Source organism: Microbacterium sp. 4NA327F11 (assembly GCF_005503465.1).
In the GTDB taxonomy this organism is placed as follows: Bacteria; Actinomycetota; Actinomycetes; order Actinomycetales; family Microbacteriaceae; genus Microbacterium; species Microbacterium ginsengisoli.
Window position 1 is genome coordinate 24464 of the sequence record NZ_SCOB01000011.1, and the last position, 17285, is coordinate 41748.

General features: G+C 70.5%; 18 protein-coding genes. 6 read left to right on the forward strand and 12 right to left on the reverse strand.

Going from position 1 to position 17285, the window contains the following annotated elements:
* Positions 1-2 precede the first annotated feature (2 nt).
* The 5 genes from FFS51_RS08750 to FFS51_RS08770 all read right to left on the reverse strand — a co-directional run bounded on the left by FFS51_RS08750 (position 3) and on the right by FFS51_RS08770 (position 6617).
* Positions 3-1199, reverse strand: coding sequence for a UbiA prenyltransferase family protein (locus tag FFS51_RS08750; protein ID WP_137878117.1), 1197 nt, complete (start codon positions 1197-1199; stop codon positions 3-5).
* Entirely contained in the window at positions 1196-2998 is a 1803-nt protein-coding gene (locus FFS51_RS08755; RefSeq protein ID WP_137878118.1) for a sensor histidine kinase, read from the reverse strand. The genes FFS51_RS08750 and FFS51_RS08755 overlap by 4 nt, the downstream gene beginning before the upstream one ends.
* A gap of 53 nt (positions 2999-3051) precedes the next feature.
* Positions 3052-4272 carry an MFS transporter gene (locus FFS51_RS08760; protein ID WP_137878119.1) on the reverse strand — a complete coding sequence of 407 codons (1221 nt, stop codon included), beginning with the start codon at positions 4270-4272 and terminating at the stop codon, positions 3052-3054.
* A 91-nt stretch (positions 4273-4363) separates the two neighbouring features.
* A complete protein-coding gene (gene rpsA, locus FFS51_RS08765) occupies positions 4364-5818 on the reverse strand; it encodes a 30S ribosomal protein S1 (RefSeq protein WP_056209902.1) in 1455 nt (484 codons plus the stop codon).
* Between the two features lie 190 nt (positions 5819-6008).
* Positions 6009-6617: a hypothetical protein gene (locus FFS51_RS08770; protein WP_137878120.1), complete on the reverse strand. Its 609-nt coding sequence runs from the start codon at positions 6615-6617 to the stop codon at positions 6009-6011.
* 67 nt (positions 6618-6684) lie between these two features.
* Here FFS51_RS08770 and FFS51_RS08775 point away from each other — a divergent pair, with 67 nt between their 5' ends.
* Complete coding sequence (locus FFS51_RS08775; RefSeq protein WP_137878121.1) at positions 6685-7299, forward strand: MarC family protein; 615 nt, start codon at positions 6685-6687, stop codon at positions 7297-7299.
* Between the two features lie 193 nt (positions 7300-7492).
* Positions 7493-7981 carry an FBP domain-containing protein gene (locus FFS51_RS08780; RefSeq protein ID WP_056209908.1) on the forward strand — a complete coding sequence of 163 codons (489 nt, stop codon included), beginning with the start codon at positions 7493-7495 and terminating at the stop codon, positions 7979-7981.
* A gap of 13 nt (positions 7982-7994) precedes the next feature.
* Here FFS51_RS08780 and FFS51_RS08785 read toward each other — a convergent pair whose 3' ends face one another.
* Positions 7995-8756 (reverse strand): SDR family oxidoreductase, encoded by a 762-nt coding sequence (locus tag FFS51_RS08785; RefSeq protein ID WP_045246510.1) that lies wholly within the window; start codon positions 8754-8756, stop codon positions 7995-7997.
* Positions 8753-9253 carry a GNAT family N-acetyltransferase gene (locus FFS51_RS08790; RefSeq protein WP_171006148.1) on the reverse strand — a complete coding sequence of 167 codons (501 nt, stop codon included), beginning with the start codon at positions 9251-9253 and terminating at the stop codon, positions 8753-8755. The genes FFS51_RS08785 and FFS51_RS08790 overlap by 4 nt, the downstream gene beginning before the upstream one ends.
* 70 nt (positions 9254-9323) lie before the next feature.
* Between FFS51_RS08790 and FFS51_RS08795 the strand changes: the two genes are divergently transcribed.
* Together FFS51_RS08795 and FFS51_RS08800 are read left to right on the forward strand one after the other, a co-directional pair.
* Positions 9324-10079: a phosphatase PAP2 family protein gene (locus FFS51_RS08795; RefSeq protein WP_171006149.1), complete on the forward strand. Its 756-nt coding sequence runs from the start codon at positions 9324-9326 to the stop codon at positions 10077-10079.
* Between the two features lie 28 nt (positions 10080-10107).
* On the forward strand, positions 10108-11142 hold the full coding sequence (locus FFS51_RS08800) for an LLM class flavin-dependent oxidoreductase (protein ID WP_137878123.1): 1035 nt from the start codon (positions 10108-10110) through the stop codon (positions 11140-11142).
* 35 nt (positions 11143-11177) lie between these two features.
* Here the strand turns inward: FFS51_RS08800 and arr are convergent, their stop codons facing one another.
* From arr to FFS51_RS08815, 3 genes are all read right to left on the reverse strand, one after another.
* Positions 11178-11600, reverse strand: coding sequence for an NAD(+)--rifampin ADP-ribosyltransferase (gene arr, locus FFS51_RS08805; RefSeq protein ID WP_045246504.1), 423 nt, complete (start codon positions 11598-11600; stop codon positions 11178-11180).
* A 92-nt stretch (positions 11601-11692) separates the two neighbouring features.
* Positions 11693-13243, reverse strand: coding sequence for a carbohydrate-binding protein (locus FFS51_RS08810; protein WP_212742801.1), 1551 nt, complete (start codon positions 13241-13243; stop codon positions 11693-11695).
* Positions 13244-13495: 252 nt separating this feature from the next.
* Positions 13496-14062 carry a ribonuclease H family protein gene (locus FFS51_RS08815; RefSeq protein WP_045247271.1) on the reverse strand — a complete coding sequence of 189 codons (567 nt, stop codon included), beginning with the start codon at positions 14060-14062 and terminating at the stop codon, positions 13496-13498.
* Positions 14063-14120: 58 nt separating this feature from the next.
* On the opposite strand from FFS51_RS08815, the gene FFS51_RS08820 reads away from it, so the two are divergent.
* A complete protein-coding gene (locus FFS51_RS08820; RefSeq protein ID WP_137878124.1) occupies positions 14121-14564 on the forward strand; it encodes a GNAT family N-acetyltransferase in 444 nt (147 codons plus the stop codon).
* A 31-nt stretch (positions 14565-14595) separates the two neighbouring features.
* On the opposite strand, the gene deoC is transcribed toward FFS51_RS08820, so the two are convergent.
* A complete protein-coding gene (deoC, locus tag FFS51_RS08825; RefSeq protein WP_137878125.1) occupies positions 14596-15261 on the reverse strand; it encodes a deoxyribose-phosphate aldolase in 666 nt (221 codons plus the stop codon).
* Positions 15262-15293: 32 nt separating this feature from the next.
* Positions 15294-16250: an oxygen-dependent tRNA uridine(34) hydroxylase TrhO gene (gene trhO, locus FFS51_RS08830; RefSeq protein WP_137878126.1), complete on the reverse strand. Its 957-nt coding sequence runs from the start codon at positions 16248-16250 to the stop codon at positions 15294-15296.
* A 50-nt stretch (positions 16251-16300) separates the two neighbouring features.
* On the opposite strand from trhO, the gene FFS51_RS08835 reads away from it, so the two are divergent.
* Positions 16301-17251, forward strand: a complete 951-nt coding sequence (locus tag FFS51_RS08835) for an aldo/keto reductase (RefSeq protein ID WP_056209922.1) — start codon at positions 16301-16303, stop codon at positions 17249-17251.
* Positions 17252-17285: the final 34 nt, after the last annotated feature.

The following is a 17285-nucleotide window of genomic DNA, read 5'->3' on the forward strand; positions in this document are numbered from 1 at the left end:
CGTTACCGCGATGACGCGTGCGACACGCTCGGCGCGAAGACGACGGATGCCTCGTCGGTCGCGGCCGCGCGAGCCGCCGCCGCGCGTGCACCGTCGACCATCGCGGACGTCTCGAAGCCGACGGTGGTGCTCAGCGCCGCCCCGACGCCGATCGCAGGAAGCACGACGCCGTCCTCCTGCACGAGCGTCTCGATCACGCCGCGGTACAGCAGCGCCGCCTGGCGACGCGCGTCAGGCGGGCTCGCGGCCATCGCGCACGTGAGCACGACACCATGCTCGATGGCGAGCAGCGCGTTCGCGACGCTGTATCGACGAGCAGCGGCCGCGACGCTCGCCCGCAGCTCCGCGAGGACGTCACCGCCGAAGGAGGCGGAGATGTCCTCGGCCGCGTCGATGTGCACCGCGCACACGACGACGAACTCGGTGCGCTCGGATCCCTTGCGCAGCAGCAGGTCCACCATGCGGCGGAATCCTTCGGCGTCGAGGTACCCCTCGCGCATCCCGGGCATCACGGCTCCCGCCGAGAGCAGCGTCTCACGGGGACCGAGCACGTAGCGGAGGATGGATGTCGCGACCAGCACGACGACGGTGAACACGATGAAGAACGCGCTCACGGGGCCACTGCCGAGCCAGACTTGGAACAGCGGCTGCCCGGAGCCGACGGTGATGACCACGACGCCTCGCAGGATGTACACCACCGCCTCGGCGAGGAACGCGATGCCCAGCACCTTGCCGAATCCGAAGCGTGAGAGCCGGCCGCGTAGGCAATACCACGACCCCACCGCAGCGAAGATCCCGATGCTGAGGAACAGCCACGTGCCCCCGGCCCAGGCTCCCGCGTCCGGCCCGTCGACGAGCGTGGAGATCGCCGTCGCCACGCCGAGCCCGAGACCGAGCAGGAGCGGCCCGCCCGCGGGCCGGCCGTCGGCGACGCGGCATCCGATTGCGAGCGCGGCGGCCGCGGCGACCATCGTCGCGTTGCCGACGGCGAGGGCCGCCGTGCTCGCCCAGCCGGAACCGATGAGGGCGTTCCAGACGACGTACGCGATCACGCCGATCGCGCTGAGCAGGTAGCCGAGGGACCATAGCTGCACGGGGCCGCGGTCCCGACGCACCAGCGACGTGACCACGAAGATGGCGGCAGCCGTCAGGAAGATCAGACCTGAGACGAACGACGCGGTGAAGGCATCCAGGATCATGCTCCACGCTCCTTCCAGACCGATCCGACCTCCGCCGCGCGCGGGGAGCGCTGGGCGAGTTCGGTCAGGTCTGCGGGTGCCGGAGAGTCGAGCGCCTCGGCCGATGCGGGCAGGCGCACCGTGAAGACGCTTCCGATTCCGGGCGTCGATTCGACGGTGATGTCGCCACCGTGGGCGCGCACCAGGTCACGCGCGATCGACAGGCCCAGCCCTGTACCGCCCGTGCGGCTGGCGTCGGCGCGGAAGAACCGTTCGAACAGGCGACCGAGGGCGTCCCGCGACATCCCGATGCCGGTGTCGGTGACGGTCAGCCAGGTCGAGAGGCCGTCGGATGTCGCCGCGAGCGAGACGGTGCCGTCGTCGCGGTTGTACTTCACGGCGTTGCTCACGAGGTTGTCGAGCACCTGACGCATGCGGAGGGGGTCGGCGTAGGCGCGCACGTGGGCGATCTCGTCGATCTCGATCTCGATGCCTCGCTCGGCGGCGCTCGGGCGATAGGCGACGCCGCTGGCCCGCAGCATCTCGGCGACGTCGATGTCCTGCTGCGCCACGGTCAGGTCCGCCGACATCTCCGATCGACTCGAGGCCGTGAGGATGTCCGACACGATGCCGAGGAGTCGCTCGGCGTTGCGCTCCGCGACCTCCAGACTGCCGCGCGCGTGCGCGGGGACGTCGGGGTCGTCGATGGCGAGCTCGAGGTATCCGATGATCGAGGTGAGCGGCGTGCGCAGCTCGTGCGAGACGGACGCGACGAGCGAGTCGCGGGCGCGCAGAGCCGTGAGCTCGCTCGTGACGTCGCGGGAGACGATGACCGCCCCCGAGTCGGCTCCGTCGGCGGCGAAGGTGCGGCGCACCGACACGCTCAGCGCACGCCGGCGCGACCCCGGTGCGCCGAACCACACCACCTGGTTGTCGAACACCTCGCCCCGCGCGGCGCGCGCGAACGGGATGTCGTGCGCATCGAGCGGGGTGGCACCGTCGGCGGCGTAGACCGATGCGGTCCCGCTCGGGGTCGCGCTGTCGGCGACCCGCGCCGCGCGCTGCAACCGGTCGTGCGCCTCGTTCGCGACGGTGATCGAGCCGTCGGCGCCGAGTCGGAGCACGCCGAAGTCGATGGTGTCGAGCACCTCCGCCAGCAGCACCTCCTGTCGGAGGGAGCGCTGCAGGGTGATGGACATCGCATCGCGCTGACGGGAGAACAGCCGACGCTGAGCCGCGAGCTGTCGGGCACCGACGAGGCTGAGCGTCGCCACGATCAGGAAGACGAGCGGTGTCGTGATGGTCGCGAACCCGAGGGTCTGTCTCGCGTCGATCGTGGGGAGGATCACGAACAGCCCCACCACCGAGACGAGGGAGACGAGATACCCGGCAGCCCCGAAGAACACCGACAGCCAGATCACCGGCAGCACGAGCATGCCGCCGATACCGGCGGTGGGCGCCGCCTGCCGCATCACATAGACGGCGACGACGTCCAGCAGCGGAAGCGCAAGGCTCGCCCACGCGTTCAGACTCCCCCACGGAACGATGAACGCGGCGCACGTGGCCCCGAACAGCAGCACGAGGCCGACGGCGAACAGGCCCACGTCTCCCGGCAGCGGGAACAGGAACGTCCAGAGCGCGAGCAGGCCGATCGCCGCGAACAGCGTCGTCTGCAAGACGATCACTGTGCGCGCGCGAGCGCTCTCCAGCAGCGGAGGCAGACTGAACATCGTGACCGCCCGATGCAGGATGACCTGCAGGACGTCGTTCGCCTGGCTCCCCGGCGGAGTCGACCCCTCTCCTGCGCCAGTTGACGGCATAGTGCGACGTTACCGCCCCGAGACCCTCCGTGCCGACCGATCCGACGGGCGCGTCATGACGCCGCCTGCACCGGGCGGGCGCCGCGGCCCGGGAGGAGCGTCAGAGCGATGAGGGCGGCGGTCAGCTCCAGCGCGATCACGGCGGCCGCGAGGGCCGGCCAGCCGAGACCCGCGAACACCAGTCCGAGTGCCCAGCCGAACAGACTCGACCCGATGTAGTAGCCGAGGTTGTACAGCGCGGATGCCTGCGCGCGACCACCGGGCGCCGCTGACACGGGCGCCCAACCCGACGCGATCGCGTGCGCCGCGAAGAAGCCCGCCGTGAACACGAGGAGCCCGACGATCACCACCGGCAGCGACGGAACGACGGTGAGCGCGATGCCGACCACGAACATGCCGATCGAGGCGACGAGCACCCGACGCCGGCCGTGCCGTGACGCCAGCCGGCCCGCCCACGGCGAGGAGACCGTGCCGGCGAGGTAGGCCACGAAGATCAGACTCACGAGCCAGGCGGGCACGCCGTACGCCGGACCCGCGAGCTCGAAGCCGAGATAGTTGAACAGCGCGACGAACCCGCCCATCAACAGGAATCCCTGCGCGTAGAGCGCCCATTGCATGCGGGAGCGCAGGTTGCAGACGAGTGCCGCACGCACACGGGTGAGGGTCAGAGCGGATGCCGCGGCGAACCCGCGCGCACGGGGCGCGAGCACAAGGAAGAGCACCGCCGAGCCGGCGCACACGAGCGCGACCACGAACACCCCGATGCGCCAGTGACCGAGCTCCCCGAAGGGACCGGCGATGATGCGTCCGGCGAGTCCGCCGATCGTCGTGCCGGCCACGTACGATCCCGCCGCCGCGGCCGTATGCCGGGCGTCGACCTCCTCGGCGAGGTACGCGAGCGCGAGGGCGGGCACCGCTCCGAGAGCGATGCCCTCGACGAGGCGCGCGGCGAGCAGCAGCGGCAGCGTGGGCAGCAGCGGCGCGAGCAGTCCGAACAGGGTCGCCGCGGACACGCCTGCGGCCATAGCCGGCACGCGGCCGATGCGGTCGGCGACGATCGACCACGGAAGAACCGCGACCGCGAGGCCGAGAGTGGCCGCGGACACCGACAGTGCGGCGCCCGCGGCCGACACGGAGAAGTCGGCGGCGATGAACGGGAGCACGGCCTGCGGCGAGTAGAGCTGGGCGAAGGTGGCGACGCCGGCGAAGAAGAGCCCGGCGAGCAGGCGCCGGTAGGACCTGCTCCCGGGAAGGTGCCCCGAGAAGTCCGTCACCCCTTCACGCTACCCGTCTCGGTGTCCCGGACGACGACGCGGGCCGGAGCCCGTAGGCTCCGGCCCGCGTCGTGCTGCGGAATGGTGCAGGTCAGTTGCCGGCGAGCTTCTCACGAAGCGCGGCGAGAGCCTCGTCGTCGGCGAGAGTGCCCGAGGGGCCCTCATCGCTCGAGAAGGAGGACGGTGCGGCGTCGACCGAGCCGAAGCCGGCGGCCTCGGCCTCGAGCGTCTTCGCGACCTGGGACTTGTGAGCCTCCCAGCGCGACTGGGCGGCAGCGTATTCCTGCTCCCACTTCTCGCGCTGCTCCTCGAAGCCTTCCTTCCAGGCGTTGGTCTCCGGGTCGAAGCCCTCGGGGAACTTGTACTCCCCGTTCTCGTCGTACTCGGTGGCCATGCCGTACAGGGCCGGGTCGAACTCGGTGCCGTACGGGTCGACCGACTCGTTCGCCTGCTTCAGCGAGAGCGAGATGCGACGACGCTCGAGGTCGATGTCGATGACCTTGACGAAGACCTCTTCGCCGACCGACACGACCTGCTCGGCGAGCTCGACGTGCTTGCCGGAGAGCTCCGAGATGTGCACGAGGCCCTCGATGCCGTCAGCGACGCGCACGAACGCACCGAACGGCACGAGCTTGGTGACCTTACCGGGCGTGACCTGGCCGATCGCGTGCGTGCGGGCGAAGACCTGCCACGGGTCCTCCTGGGTCGCCTTGAGCGAGAGCGACACGCGCTCGCGGTCGAGGTCGACCTCGAGGATCTCGACGGTGACCTCCTGGCCCACCTCCACGACCTCGCTCGCGTGCTCGATGTGCTTCCACGACAGCTCGGACACGTGAACGAGACCGTCCACACCGCCGAGGTCGACGAACGCACCGAAGTTGACGATCGACGAGACGACGCCCTTGCGGACCTGACCCTTGTGCAGGTTGTTGAGGAACGTGGTGCGCGACTCCGACTGCGTCTGCTCGAGCAGGGCGCGGCGCGACAGCACGACGTTGTTGCGGTTCTTGTCGAGTTCGAGGATCTTCGCCTCGAGCTCCTGGCCGAGGTACGGCGTCAGGTCGCGCACGCGGCGCAGCTCGATGAGCGAGGCGGGGAGGAAGCCGCGGAGGCCGATGTCGACGATGAGGCCGCCCTTGACGACCTCGATGACCTGACCGGTCACGACACCGTCGTTCTCCTTGATCTTCTCCACGTCGCCCCAGGCGCGCTCGTACTGCGCGCGCTTCTTGGACAGGATGAGGCGACCTTCCTTGTCCTCCTTCTGGAGGACAAGCGCCTCGACGTGGTCGCCGACCTCGACGACCTCGTTGGGGTCGACGTCGTGCTTGATGGAAAGCTCGCGCGAGGGGATGACGCCCTCGGTCTTGTAGCCGACGTCGAGGAGAACCTCGTCGCGGTCGATCTTCACCACGGTGCCTTCGATGAGGTCGCCGTCGTTGAAGAACTTCAGGGTCTTCTCGACCGCGGCCAGGAAGTCCTCGGCAGATCCGATGTCGTTGATCGCGACCTGCTTGGTGGCCGGGGCGGTCGTTGCAGTAGTCATGTAGTGGGGTGTCCTAGTGGAGGGTGTTCTGGCCCCGGCACGCGTGTCTGCCCACGAGAAGCGGAGAGTTTTCGCGACGCCGCACGCCACGAGAGTGCGAGCGGATGCTTCGAGCCGGAGCGAAGCGGATTGTTGGCGTCCTCACGGGCGCGCGCGCAAACGCGCGTCACGTGGGTGACGCCTCAGGATATCAGAAGCGATCGGATGCCGCAGAGGTGCCGGGCCACCACGCCGGCAGGAGCGCTCTGGCCCGCTCGGCGGCCTCCGCCGTCTCGCGGTCGTCGACACCCGCGAAGGCGCGGATGAACGCGGCGACGCCGGCTCCGATGTACGCGGCCGCCTCACGACGGGCCGCGGCATCCGTCGGCGCACCCGCGACCGCGCGGACGGTGAAGGAGTGCAGCGCGATCTCGGCGCGGTCGGCGAGCCGCTGTGCGAGCATCCCCCCGAACACAGCGCCGGTCGGGCCCCCGAAGAGCGCCCGGTAGACGTCGCGCTCGGCGACGACCGCGTCGAGTGTGTCGACGAGTGCCGAGGTGTAGACGACCGCCAGCGCCTCGGCGTCGCCGCCCTGGGCGTCGGCGTCGACGGTGCCGAGTCGGTCGATCTCGCCGGCGAAAGAGCGCATCGCGAAGTCGAGCACATCGGTCGCGTGCCCGTAGAAGGTGGTGCGGTGCACGCCGGCCTCGCGGCACAGATCGGAGACGGTGATCTGGTCAAGGCGCCGATCTCGCAGCAGGGCGCGCAGCGCCGCGTCGAGCGCGGCGCGGGTGCGCACCTGGCGGGGGTCGTCGGCCATCCACCCATCATGGCGCCAATGACCGCCGATGCCGCGAGCTCGACCTCCCATCCGCCACAATGTGGGGGTGATCACCGTCTTCATCGCGACGCTCGCCGCCCTCCTGCCGATCACGAACCCCCTCGGCGCCGTCGCCGCGTTCGCCGGACTCACGTCGAGATTCGACGCACGCACGCAGCACGCGCAGGCGTGGCGCACGGGCCTTTACGTCGGCGGCATCCTCGTGGTCTTCACGGCGATCGGCACCGTGCTGCTCTCGGTGCTCGGAATCAGCCTCGCGGCCCTGCAGATCGCCGGCGGACTGGTGGTCATGCACGCCGGATTCAGCATGATCGTGCCCCGCGTCGTCGCGACCCCCGACGAGCAGGCCGAAGCCCAGACCAAGGCCGACATCAGCTTCTCCCCCATGGCCCTGCCGCTGGTCGCCGGGCCAGGTGCCATCGGCGTCGTGATCGGGCTCGCCGCGCGCAACCCCGACGTCCTCGACCGGGTCGCGATCGCCGCGGCATCCGTCGTGATCGCCGTGGTCGTCGCCCTCGTGCTGCGCTACGGCACCCCGCTGGTGGACAAGCTCGGACCGACGGGGATCGGGGCGCTCACCCGGGTGATGGGCTTCCTCATCCTCGCGATCGGGGTGGAGCTGGCCATCCACGGCGTGCTCGCCGCCGTCCCCTCGCTCTAATCCGCGCGGACACCGGCGGGCATAGACTGCCGCCGTGAACAACGGGAAGACGACGCCCTCGGGCGTGAGGAGGTCGCCGATGCCCCGTGCATCGGCATCGACGGCGCGCTGAGCGCATTCGTCGCGCGCACCTCTGCGAGTGCGCACCTCTTCCGCCGGCTCGCCGGATCGTCAATCTCGAAAGGTCTTCTCCATGCGTCCCCTCGACGACGCGCGCCTGCGCGCGTGTCTTGTCAATGCCTCCCTCTCCGAGCGGAAGAGCCTCGTGCTCCCCGATGATCTCGCCGGCCGAGACTGGTCCTCGCTCGACTTCCTCGGCTGGCGCGACCGCCGAGCGCCCCTCGTCGGCTGCGTCGTCGCCGACATCGACGGCGAGCCCGTCGGGGTTCTGCTGCGTGAGGCCGAGACCCGCACGCGCAGCCGCCCGCAGTGCTCATGGTGCTCCGACGTCGAACTTCCGAACGACGTGGTGCTCTTCACCGCACGCCGAGCGGGTGCGGCCGGGCGTCGCGGCGACGGGATCGGCACGCTCGTGTGCGCACGATTCGAGTGCTCCGCGAACGTGCGCCGACGCCCCTCTCGCTCGTTCGCCGGGTTCGACCCCGAGCTCGCCCGCACCGAGCGCATCACCGCGCTGCGCGCGCACGTCGACGCGTTCGTACGCGAAGTCGCGAGTCGCTGAGGGGTGGGCCGACTCAGCGGGTGCGCTGCGTCGCGAGCCAGGCGTCGAAGTCGATCGTGCCGACGATCAGCGGCGCGTCGAGCGCCGCGTCCGGCAGGTTCGCACCGTCGCGCATGCCCTTGAGCTGATCGGTCGCCGCGGGGATCGGAAACCGGATCCCCCGGTGACCGGTCGCGCGTGCCCACGCCTTCACGAGACGCGGAAGCTCCTCGACGCGGGGGCCGGCGACGTGACGGATGCCACCCGCCTCGGCGTCCTCGACGGCGTCCACCAGGATCTCGGCGAGCTCTCCCAGATCGACAGGCTGCAGGCGCGCCGGGAACACCGCGTGCACCGGGCCCCATCCGCCTGACGACCAGATCTGCCCGGCGAACTCGTGGAACTGCGTCGCGCGGACGATCGTGTGCGACACGGACGCGTCTGCGTAGACCCGTTCCTGTGCGAGCTTGCCGGCGTAGTAGCCGTGGGGGTTGCGGTCGATGCCGACGATCGAGAGCGCGACGACACGCGTCACACCGTGCTCGGCCGACGCGCGCACGATGTTCGCGGCCGCTGCCCGGAAGAACTCCGTCGCCTCCTGCGCGTGCAAGGTCGGCGTGTTCACCGCATCGATGACCGCATCCGCTCCGGCGAGCGCGTCACGCACCTGGTCGAGGACGAGCACGTCGACACCCGTCGCCCGCGACAGGGCGAGCACGTCGTGCCCACGGCGGGTGGCGGCATCCACGATCCGTCGACCCGCGGCACCCGTGGCCCCGAAGACTGCGACCCTCATCGCGTCGCCACCGCGTGCAGAGCGGCGCCCGACAGGCGCTGCGTCGTCCATTCGTCCATCGCCACGGCCCCCAGTTCCCGATAGAAGCGGATCGACGGTTCGTTCCAGTCGAGCACCGTCCACTCGAGGCGGGTGTAGCCCCGCTCCTCGCACACGGCGGCGAGCGCGGCGATGAGTGCCGTACCGTACCCGCTCCCGCGGTGCGCCTCGTCGACGAACAGGTCTTCCAACCAGATCCCGTGACGACCTGTCCACGTCGAGAAGGTGACGAACCAGAGGGCGATACCGACGATCACGCCGTCCTTCTCGACGATATGCGCGAAGGCCTGGGGCTGCGCGCCGAAGAGGGTGCCGGTGAGGTCGGCGAGCGTGGTCTCGACGGCGTCGGGCTCGTTCTCGTAGACCGCGAGCGCATGGATGCTCGCGAGTATCCCCGCCTCATCGCCCGGCCGCGCCCCACGCAGCACGACCCCGTCCCCCAGCGTGTGCTCGCTCATGGGCCGAGCGTACCGAGCGGCTTTGCGAGAATCGACAGCGACGCGTCGAACCGGCGAGGAAGGACATCGGATGCCGCACCCCACCCGCACGCGCCTTCCTGCTCCGCTGCGGCGGGCGGCGGCGGCGGTGCACCCCTACACGGCCCTTCTCCTCACCCTGGTGATCGGGGGGCTGCTCGCCTACGCGCTGAGCTGGCTGGCGGAAGAGGTGTACGACTCCGTCGCCGTGGGCAACGGCGAGGGGATCGCGGGCATCGACCGGCCGGCGCTCGACGTCGCCCTGACACTCCGCTCGCCGGTCGTCGACACCGTCGTGACGCTGTTCACCGATCTCGCCGGCCCGATCGTGATGCCGATCATCGCAGCGGTCGCTGCGCTTGTGCTCGGCCTGCGGCGCCGTTCCTGGACGCCGGTGATCCTGATCGTCGCCGCCGGAGTCGGATCGCTGCTGATGACCGTCGCCGGGAAGCAGGTGATCGGTCGGGAGCGACCGCCGCTCGAACAGGCCGTGCCGCCGTATGAGTACACGCCGTCGTTCCCCAGCGGTCACACGCTCAACGCGGTCGTGGTCGTGGGAGTCATCGCCTACCTCCTCATCCTCCGGCGGCGCACGCGGGGCGCGAAGCTCGCCCTCGGGATCGGAGCGGCGGCGTTCGCGGTGCTGGTCGGTCTCAGTCGCGCGTTCCTCGGCCACCACTGGCTCACCGACGTGATCGCCGGATGGCTCCTCGGTGGCGCGTGGCTCGCGGTCGTGATCACGGCTCACCGCGCGTCGCTCGTCGTACGGGATGTCCGGGGAAGCCGCGGCATCCATTCGTCGGAATAGAAACCGCACCTCGGAGGTTGCGTCAGACATGAAGAGCTTCGGCACACTCTCGTTCGGTCACTACGGCCCGCTCGGCGGCGGCCACCAGCTGAGCGCCCAAGACTCGCTGCTCCAGGCGATCGACCTCGCCCAGGGACTGGACGATTTGGGGGTGAACGGCATCGCGTTCCGCGTGCATCACTTTGCGCGCCAGCAGGCCTCTCCCATGCCGCTGCTCGCCGCCATCGCGGCGCGCACCTCGCGCATCGAGGTCGGCACGGGCGTCATCGACATGCGGTACGAGAACCCGCTCTACCTCGCCGAGGAGGCGGCGGCCGTCGATCTCATCAGCGACGGCCGACTCGCCCTCGGAGTGAGCCGCGGCTCACCCGAGACCGTTGTGCGCGGGTACGAGGCGTTCGGCTACACCGGGTCGGAGGATCCGCGCGGGGCCGACATCGCGCGGGAGCACTTCTCGCTGTTCCTGCGCGCCATCGAGGGCGAAGGGCTCGCCGAGCGCGACCCGTACAGCCCGTTCGGCGGCGGCACCGGGCTGCAGCGCATCGAGCCGCACTCCCCCGGCCTGCGCTCACGCATCTGGTGGGGCGCCGGCAACCGCGACAGTGCGGAGTGGGCCGGAACCGTCGGCGTGAACCTCATGTCGTCGACACTTCTCACCGAGGCCGACGGCACGCCGTTCGACGTGCTGCAGGCGCAGCAGATCGACGCGTTCCGCGGCGCATGGACGGCGGCCGGTCACCCCGGCGAGCCGCGTGTCTCCGTCTCCCGCAGCATCTTCCCTATCACGACCGCGGAAGAGGCGCGCTACTTCGGGGGCGGCGCGGGCGATGACCAGATCGGCGTCATCGACGGCATCCGCTCGACGTTCGGCAAGACCTACGCGGCGGAGCCCGACGCGCTCGTCGAGCAGCTGCGGCAGGACGAGGCCCTGCAAAGCGCGGACTCTCTCATGATCACGATCCCGAGCCAGCTCGGCGTCGCGTTCAATCTGCGCCTCATGGAGTCGTTCGCGACGTATGTCGCGCCCGCGCTCGGGTGGGAGCCGACCGTCGCGACGGTCTGAGCTCAGGTCGCGGAGGTCTGAGCTCAGGTCGCGACTCAGTTGAGGATCTCGCCGCCGCCTCCGGCACGGATCACCGCGAGCCGCTCCCGCCACGCGGCACGCGCGTCGGGGGCGAGTCGATTCCAGTCGGCGACCTCGTCGAGCACCCGCAGCGACGAAGCGCTGCGGAAGGAGCGCGTGGGGTTACCGGGGAACTTCTTGTCGGTGACGTTCGGATCGTTCTCGAACGCTCCCGTCGGCTCGACCGCATAGACCCTCGGCGTGGCGCCGTCGCCGGAGAGTTCGGCGGCGATCTCCGCCGCGAGCCCGGCGCCGTCGACGAGCGCCGTGAAGTAGACGTGGTTCATGACCACCTCGGGACGGTAGTTCGAGCGATGCCCGGCCGTGAGGAGATCACCCGGCTGCAGGTCTGCCGTCGTGCCGTGGAAGAAGGGTCCGGGGTCCAGGGGATCGACCATGCGGTGATCCTCCCACCAGACGGGCGCGTATGCGTGCGCAGTGCGGGAGGGAAGGGGGTGCCCGTGCCGGCGCACGGACACCCCCTTGTCTCTCAGCTCAGGGCGCTGAGGAACCCGTTGGTGTAGGCCAGCGACGACGTGCCTGACGACACCGAGTTGCACGTGGCAGACGCGGTCGAGGTCGGCGTAGCGCACGGGACATCCCGGTCGAGCGACCAGAAGTGCACGCCGGCGAGGCCCGCGCTCTTGGCGTAGTTCGCGACCGTCGTGATGTCGGCAAGGGTGAACACCTCGCTGGACACGTCGTTGACCCCGATCATCGGCGTGAGCTCGATCTTCGAGAACGGCACCCCGTAGCTGTGGTTCAGGTTGACCGCGGCCTGCACCGCCGAGCGACCCATGTCGCAGCTGCCGGAGACGACGACGCAGTTGGTCGCCGAGGCGGAGCCGAAGTCCATGGTCATGAGGTTGACCGTGTAGTTCGTCAGCGACGACGCCTGGATGGCCTGCACCACCGCGGCTCCGGTCGAGTTCAGGCCGCCGTAGCTGCCGTCGCTCGCCGCGAGGGTCGCGAGGGTGAACGAGAAGCGCAGGTTCGGGTAGGCGCTCTGCGCGCCGGCCGCCGACGCCACCAGGCTCGAGATCTGCGCCGGCGACTGACCGCCCTCGATGTCGAAGTCGATGCCGACGAGGTGGCTTGACGCATAGCGCGCGATGAACGACGTGAGGCCCGCCGCACTGCCGCACGTGAAGGTGCCGGCCGCGCCACCGGTCGAGATGACGTAGTCGACGCCGGCCGCATCGAGGGATGCGATGTTCGCGGCCGCGAAGGATGCCGCATCCACCCCTCCCCAGTTCTCGCCAGTGCAGGTGCCGGTCGCAAAGCCCAGGGTGACCGCCCGGAGGGAGGTCGCCGAACTGCCGAGCACACCACCCGCGCCGATCAGCGGTCGCGCGGTGCCGGTGACAGCCGTCTGGAGCTTCAGCGTGTTCCAGTTCATCGAGATGGTGGCGTCCTTGTACGGGCTGAACAGGAAGCCGGGCGCCGTGCCGGTCGACGGTGTGGGCGTCGGGGTCGGCGTCGGAGAGGCCGTCGGACTGGAGGTCGGCGTCGGGATCGGCGTGCTGCCACCGCAGCTGCCTGTGGCCGTCCAGGGCTGGCCGGTGCCGACGGTGCCGTTGTGGGTCGCGGGCTCGTCGCCGCGGGTCCACCAGTTGGCCCGGTACACGATGCCGCCTTCGGATGCCGTCTGGCCGCCGGTGTAGGTGTCGGTCGCCGACCAGGCAGCGACGCACGCCGCGCCGGTCGGGCTCGGCGTGGGAGTCGGGCTCGCCGTCGGCGAGGACGTCGGGACGGGCGTCGTGCTCCCGCCGCAGGCACCCTGGGACGTCCAGGGCTGGCCGGTGCCGGACGCGCCGTTGTTCGTCACCGGGTCGTCGCCCCGGGTCCACCAGTTCGCACGGTAGGTGACGCCGTTGCTGCTGGCGGTGTTCCCGCCGACATAGGTCGCGGTCGCACTCCAGGCCGGGGCGCAGGTCGTGTCCGCGAAGGCGGATGTCGCGACGATCGGGACGGCGACCGCGGCGACCACCACGGCGGTCACCACGAGCCCGATGCGTGCGCGAAGGGATGTTCTCTTCACAGTTGTCTCGTTCGATAGATGGCCGGGGCGAAGACCGTGCGGCTCCCCCGGCGGTGTCAGATGAACGACCGTCGTTCGTCACCGCCGCAGACCCTGCGCCGGCATCGGGCCGCGTGTCGACGATAGGGGCGAACCTTCAGTAAGACTGTAACTCCATGCTGGGAGAACGCTGGCGGTTTTCAGACATGACCGAAAACCGCCGAACATGCGGCAGAACGCGCCGTTCCCGCACCGTGATCGAGGGGCGCGCCGTCAGCGGCGCACGCGGTCCGCGGCGGCGCGCGGCGGGTCGACCGAGACATCCAACCGGTCGAGACCCCGATGCGAGGTCCACACCAGCTGCTCCCCGGCCGCGCCGTGCTGCGACGCACGCACCGCACGCTCGTCCGCCCAGCTGTTGAGCCGGTGGCCGGCGTGGCCGCGCACATGCTCCAGCACGACGTCCGGACGGCCGGCCGACCGGCGGGCGTCGCGCGCCGCGATGAGCTGCTCGAGGATGTCGCGATTGGCGACCGGCTTCTTCGCACTCGTGACCCAGCCGCGACGGCGGTGGCCGTCCATCCACGACGCATAGGTGTCGATCGCATACTTCGAATCCGCCTGCACGATCAGTTCGTCGACATCCGCGTGCGCGACGATCGCGTTCAACAGCGCGAGCAGCTCGCCGATGTTGTTGGTTCCCTCCGGCAGCGATCCCGCGGCCCACTCGCCGTCCTCGCCGACCCACGCCCACCCCGTGGGGCCGGGGTTCCCTTTGCACGCGCCGTCGGTGGCAACGACGTATCGACGGGCGGATGTCTCGGAGTTCTCGTCAGGCACGCCTTCCAGTCTTGCAGGCCCTCCGTTCCCACACGCCGCGCCCCCTTAGGCTGGCGCCATGGTCACGATCTCCCCGCTGCATCCCGACGACCGCCCCGCGTGGGAGCCGCTCTGGGCCGGCTACCTGGAGTTCTACGAGACCGACCTCGCCGCCGACGTGAGCGACGCCACCTTCACCGCCCTTACGACACCCGGCACCACCGTGCACGGCGCGATGGCGCGAGACGACGACGGCACGCCGATCGGCATCGTGCACTGGCTCACCCACGCCTCGACCTGGGCTCTCGGGGACTACTGCTACCTCGAAGACCTCTACGTCTCACCCGACGCCCGCGGCACGGGCGCCGGCCGCGCACTGATCGCGCACGTGCGCGACTGGGCCGCAGAACACGGCGCCGCGAAGGTCTACTGGCTCACCGCCGAGGGCAACACGACCGCGCGCACCCTCTACGACCGCGTCGCCGCCGACACCGGATTCGTGCACTACGAGATCGAGCTCTGACTCCCCCGCCGGACCCGCGCAGCGCCTGGGCTCAGTAGCCGGCCGCCGCGGTCTCGTCGGCGAGGATCGCGCGCGTGCTCGAGAGCCCGAGACGCGTCGCGCCGGCCGCGATCATCGCCTCGGCGTCCTCGCGCGTGCGGATGCCGCCCGACGCCTTGACTTCGAGGCGATCGCCGACCGTCTGCTTCATGAGGCGCACGGCATGCACCGTCGCGCCCCCGGTCGGGTGGAAGCCGGTCGACGTCTTCACGAAGTCGGCCCCGGCCCGCTCTGCCGCCTGGCACACGGCCACGATCGCGTCATCGGACAACGCGGCCGACTCGATGATGACCTTCAGCACCACCGGCCGGGGCGCGGCATCCCGAACCGCACGGATGTCGCCCTCGACGGCGTCGTAGAGGCCTTCGATCGCGGCACCCACGTCGATCACCATGTCGATCTCGTCGACGCCCTGCGACGCGGCGAGCCGAGCCTCGGCCGCTTTGATCGACGAGTGGTGCTTGCCGCTCGGGAATCCGACCACGACCGCGAGCTTGAGACCCTCGGGCACCTCGACCGGGATGACCGACGGCGACAGGCACACGCTGTAGGTGCCGAGCTCGGCCGCCTCCGCGATGGTCGCCGCCACATCAGCGGACGTCGCCTCGGGCTTGAGCAGCGTGTGATCGACGTAGCGGGCGAGGTTCTGAGTGGTCATGGTTCTCCTTGTGGGGGGGTGGACGAGGAAGCTCAGCGGGCGGCGACGACGGCGTGCGACGCGCACCGCGCGGCATCCGTCTCGCTGCAGGCGGCGCACTGCACGACCCGCACCTTGCAGGCGTCGTCGGCGCAGTTGACCATGCGGGACTCCGGCGCACCGCAGGCGGCGCATGCGCCGATCACGGCGGGCCGCTCGCCGAACGACACCGAGCCGCGTCCGTCGAAGACGTAGAGCGATCCGTCCCACAGGCCGGTGTTGCCGAAGCTCTCCCCGTAGCGCACGATGCCACCGTCGAGCTGGTACACCTCGCCGAATCCGCGGGCGACCATCAGGCTCGACAGCACCTCGCAGCGGATGCCGCCGGTGCAGTACGTCACCACGGGTTTGCCTTTGAGGTGGTCGTAGCGACCGGAGTCGAGCTCGGCGACGAAGTCGCGGGTGGTGGTGACATCCGGCACGATCGCCCCACGGAATCGGCCGATCTCTGCCTCGAAGGCATTGCGTCCGTCGAAGAACACGACGTCGTCTCCGCGCCGCGCCACCAGGTCGTGCAGGGCGCCCGGCGTGAGGTGGGTGCCGCCGCCGATCACGCCATCCGCGTCGACCCGCAGCTCTCCCGGCGCGCCGAACGTGACGATCTCGTCGCGCACCTTCACCGACAGGCGCGGGAAGTCGAGGCTGCGGCCGTCGGCGTCGAGGCCGGTGCCCTCCGACCACTTCAGGTCGATGCCGCGGAAGGGCGCGTACTCCTTGAGCTTGCGCGCGTAGCGCTTCATCGCGGCGAGATCGCCGCCGACGGTGCCGTTGATGCCCTGGGTCGAGAGCAGGATGCGCCCGCGCAGCCCGAGCGACTCGCACAGGTCGCGCTGCCACAGACGCACGGCCTCCGGGTCCGCGAGCGGCGCGAACCGGTAGAAGAGGAGGATCTTGGCGTGGGGCACCGAGCCATCGTACGGCGCCGGGGCGGCCGCGACATCCGGCGTCATCGTGGAGACATCCCGGGAATACCGCCCGGCCCGCCCGCCTTGTCGCGAGTATGACGCGCATCGGAACCAGCGACCTCGACATCCTCCCCCTCGCCCTCGGCGGCAACGTGTTCGGATGGACGGCCGACCGCGACGCCTCATTCGCCGTGCTCGACGCGTTCAGCGCAGGCGGCGGCGACTTCATCGACACCGCCGACTCGTACAGCGCCTGGGTGCCCGGCAACAGCGGCGGCGAGAGCGAGACGATCATCGGCGCGTGGCTCGCCGACCGGAAGCCACAGGGCGTGACCGTCGCGACGAAGGTCAGCCAGCACCCCGACTTCCGCGGACTCGCCGCGAGTACCGTCCGCGCCGCCGCCGAGGCGTCGCTGGGCCGACTCGGCGTCGAGGCGATCGACCTCTACTACGCGCACTTCGACGACGAGACCGTGCCGCTCGAGGAGACGGTCGCGGCCTTCGGCGCGCTCGTCAGCGACGGTCTCGTGCGCTACGTCGCCGTCTCGAACTACTCGCCCGAGCGCATCCAGCAGTGGATCGACATCGCCACGGAGACCGGCGTCGCCCTGCCCGTCGCGGTGCAGCCGCACTACAACCTCGTGCATCGCAACGACGTCGAGGCGGGCATCATCCCGGTCGCCGAGCGCAACCACCTCGGTCTCGTGCCGTACTACGCGCTCGCGAGCGGATTCCTGACGGGCAAGTACCGGTCGACGGATGCCGCGGGCCAGGCCTCGCCCCGCGCGCAGGGCGCGGCGAAGTATGCGACGACGCAGGGTCTCGCGATCATCGACGCGCTCGAGGGCATCGGCGCCGCCCACGGCGTCTCGATCGCGGCGACGGCACTGGCCTGGCTGCGTGCGCAACCGACGGTCGTCGCGCCGATCGCGAGCGCATCGCAGGTCGCGCAGGTGCCCGACCTGCTCGACGGCGCCCGTGTGGAGCTGACCGCGGCCGAGGTCGCGGAGCTCGACCGCGTCTCCACCTGGACGCCGGCCTCCTGACGACGTCGCGCGGGCACTGACCGACCCGCGCGGC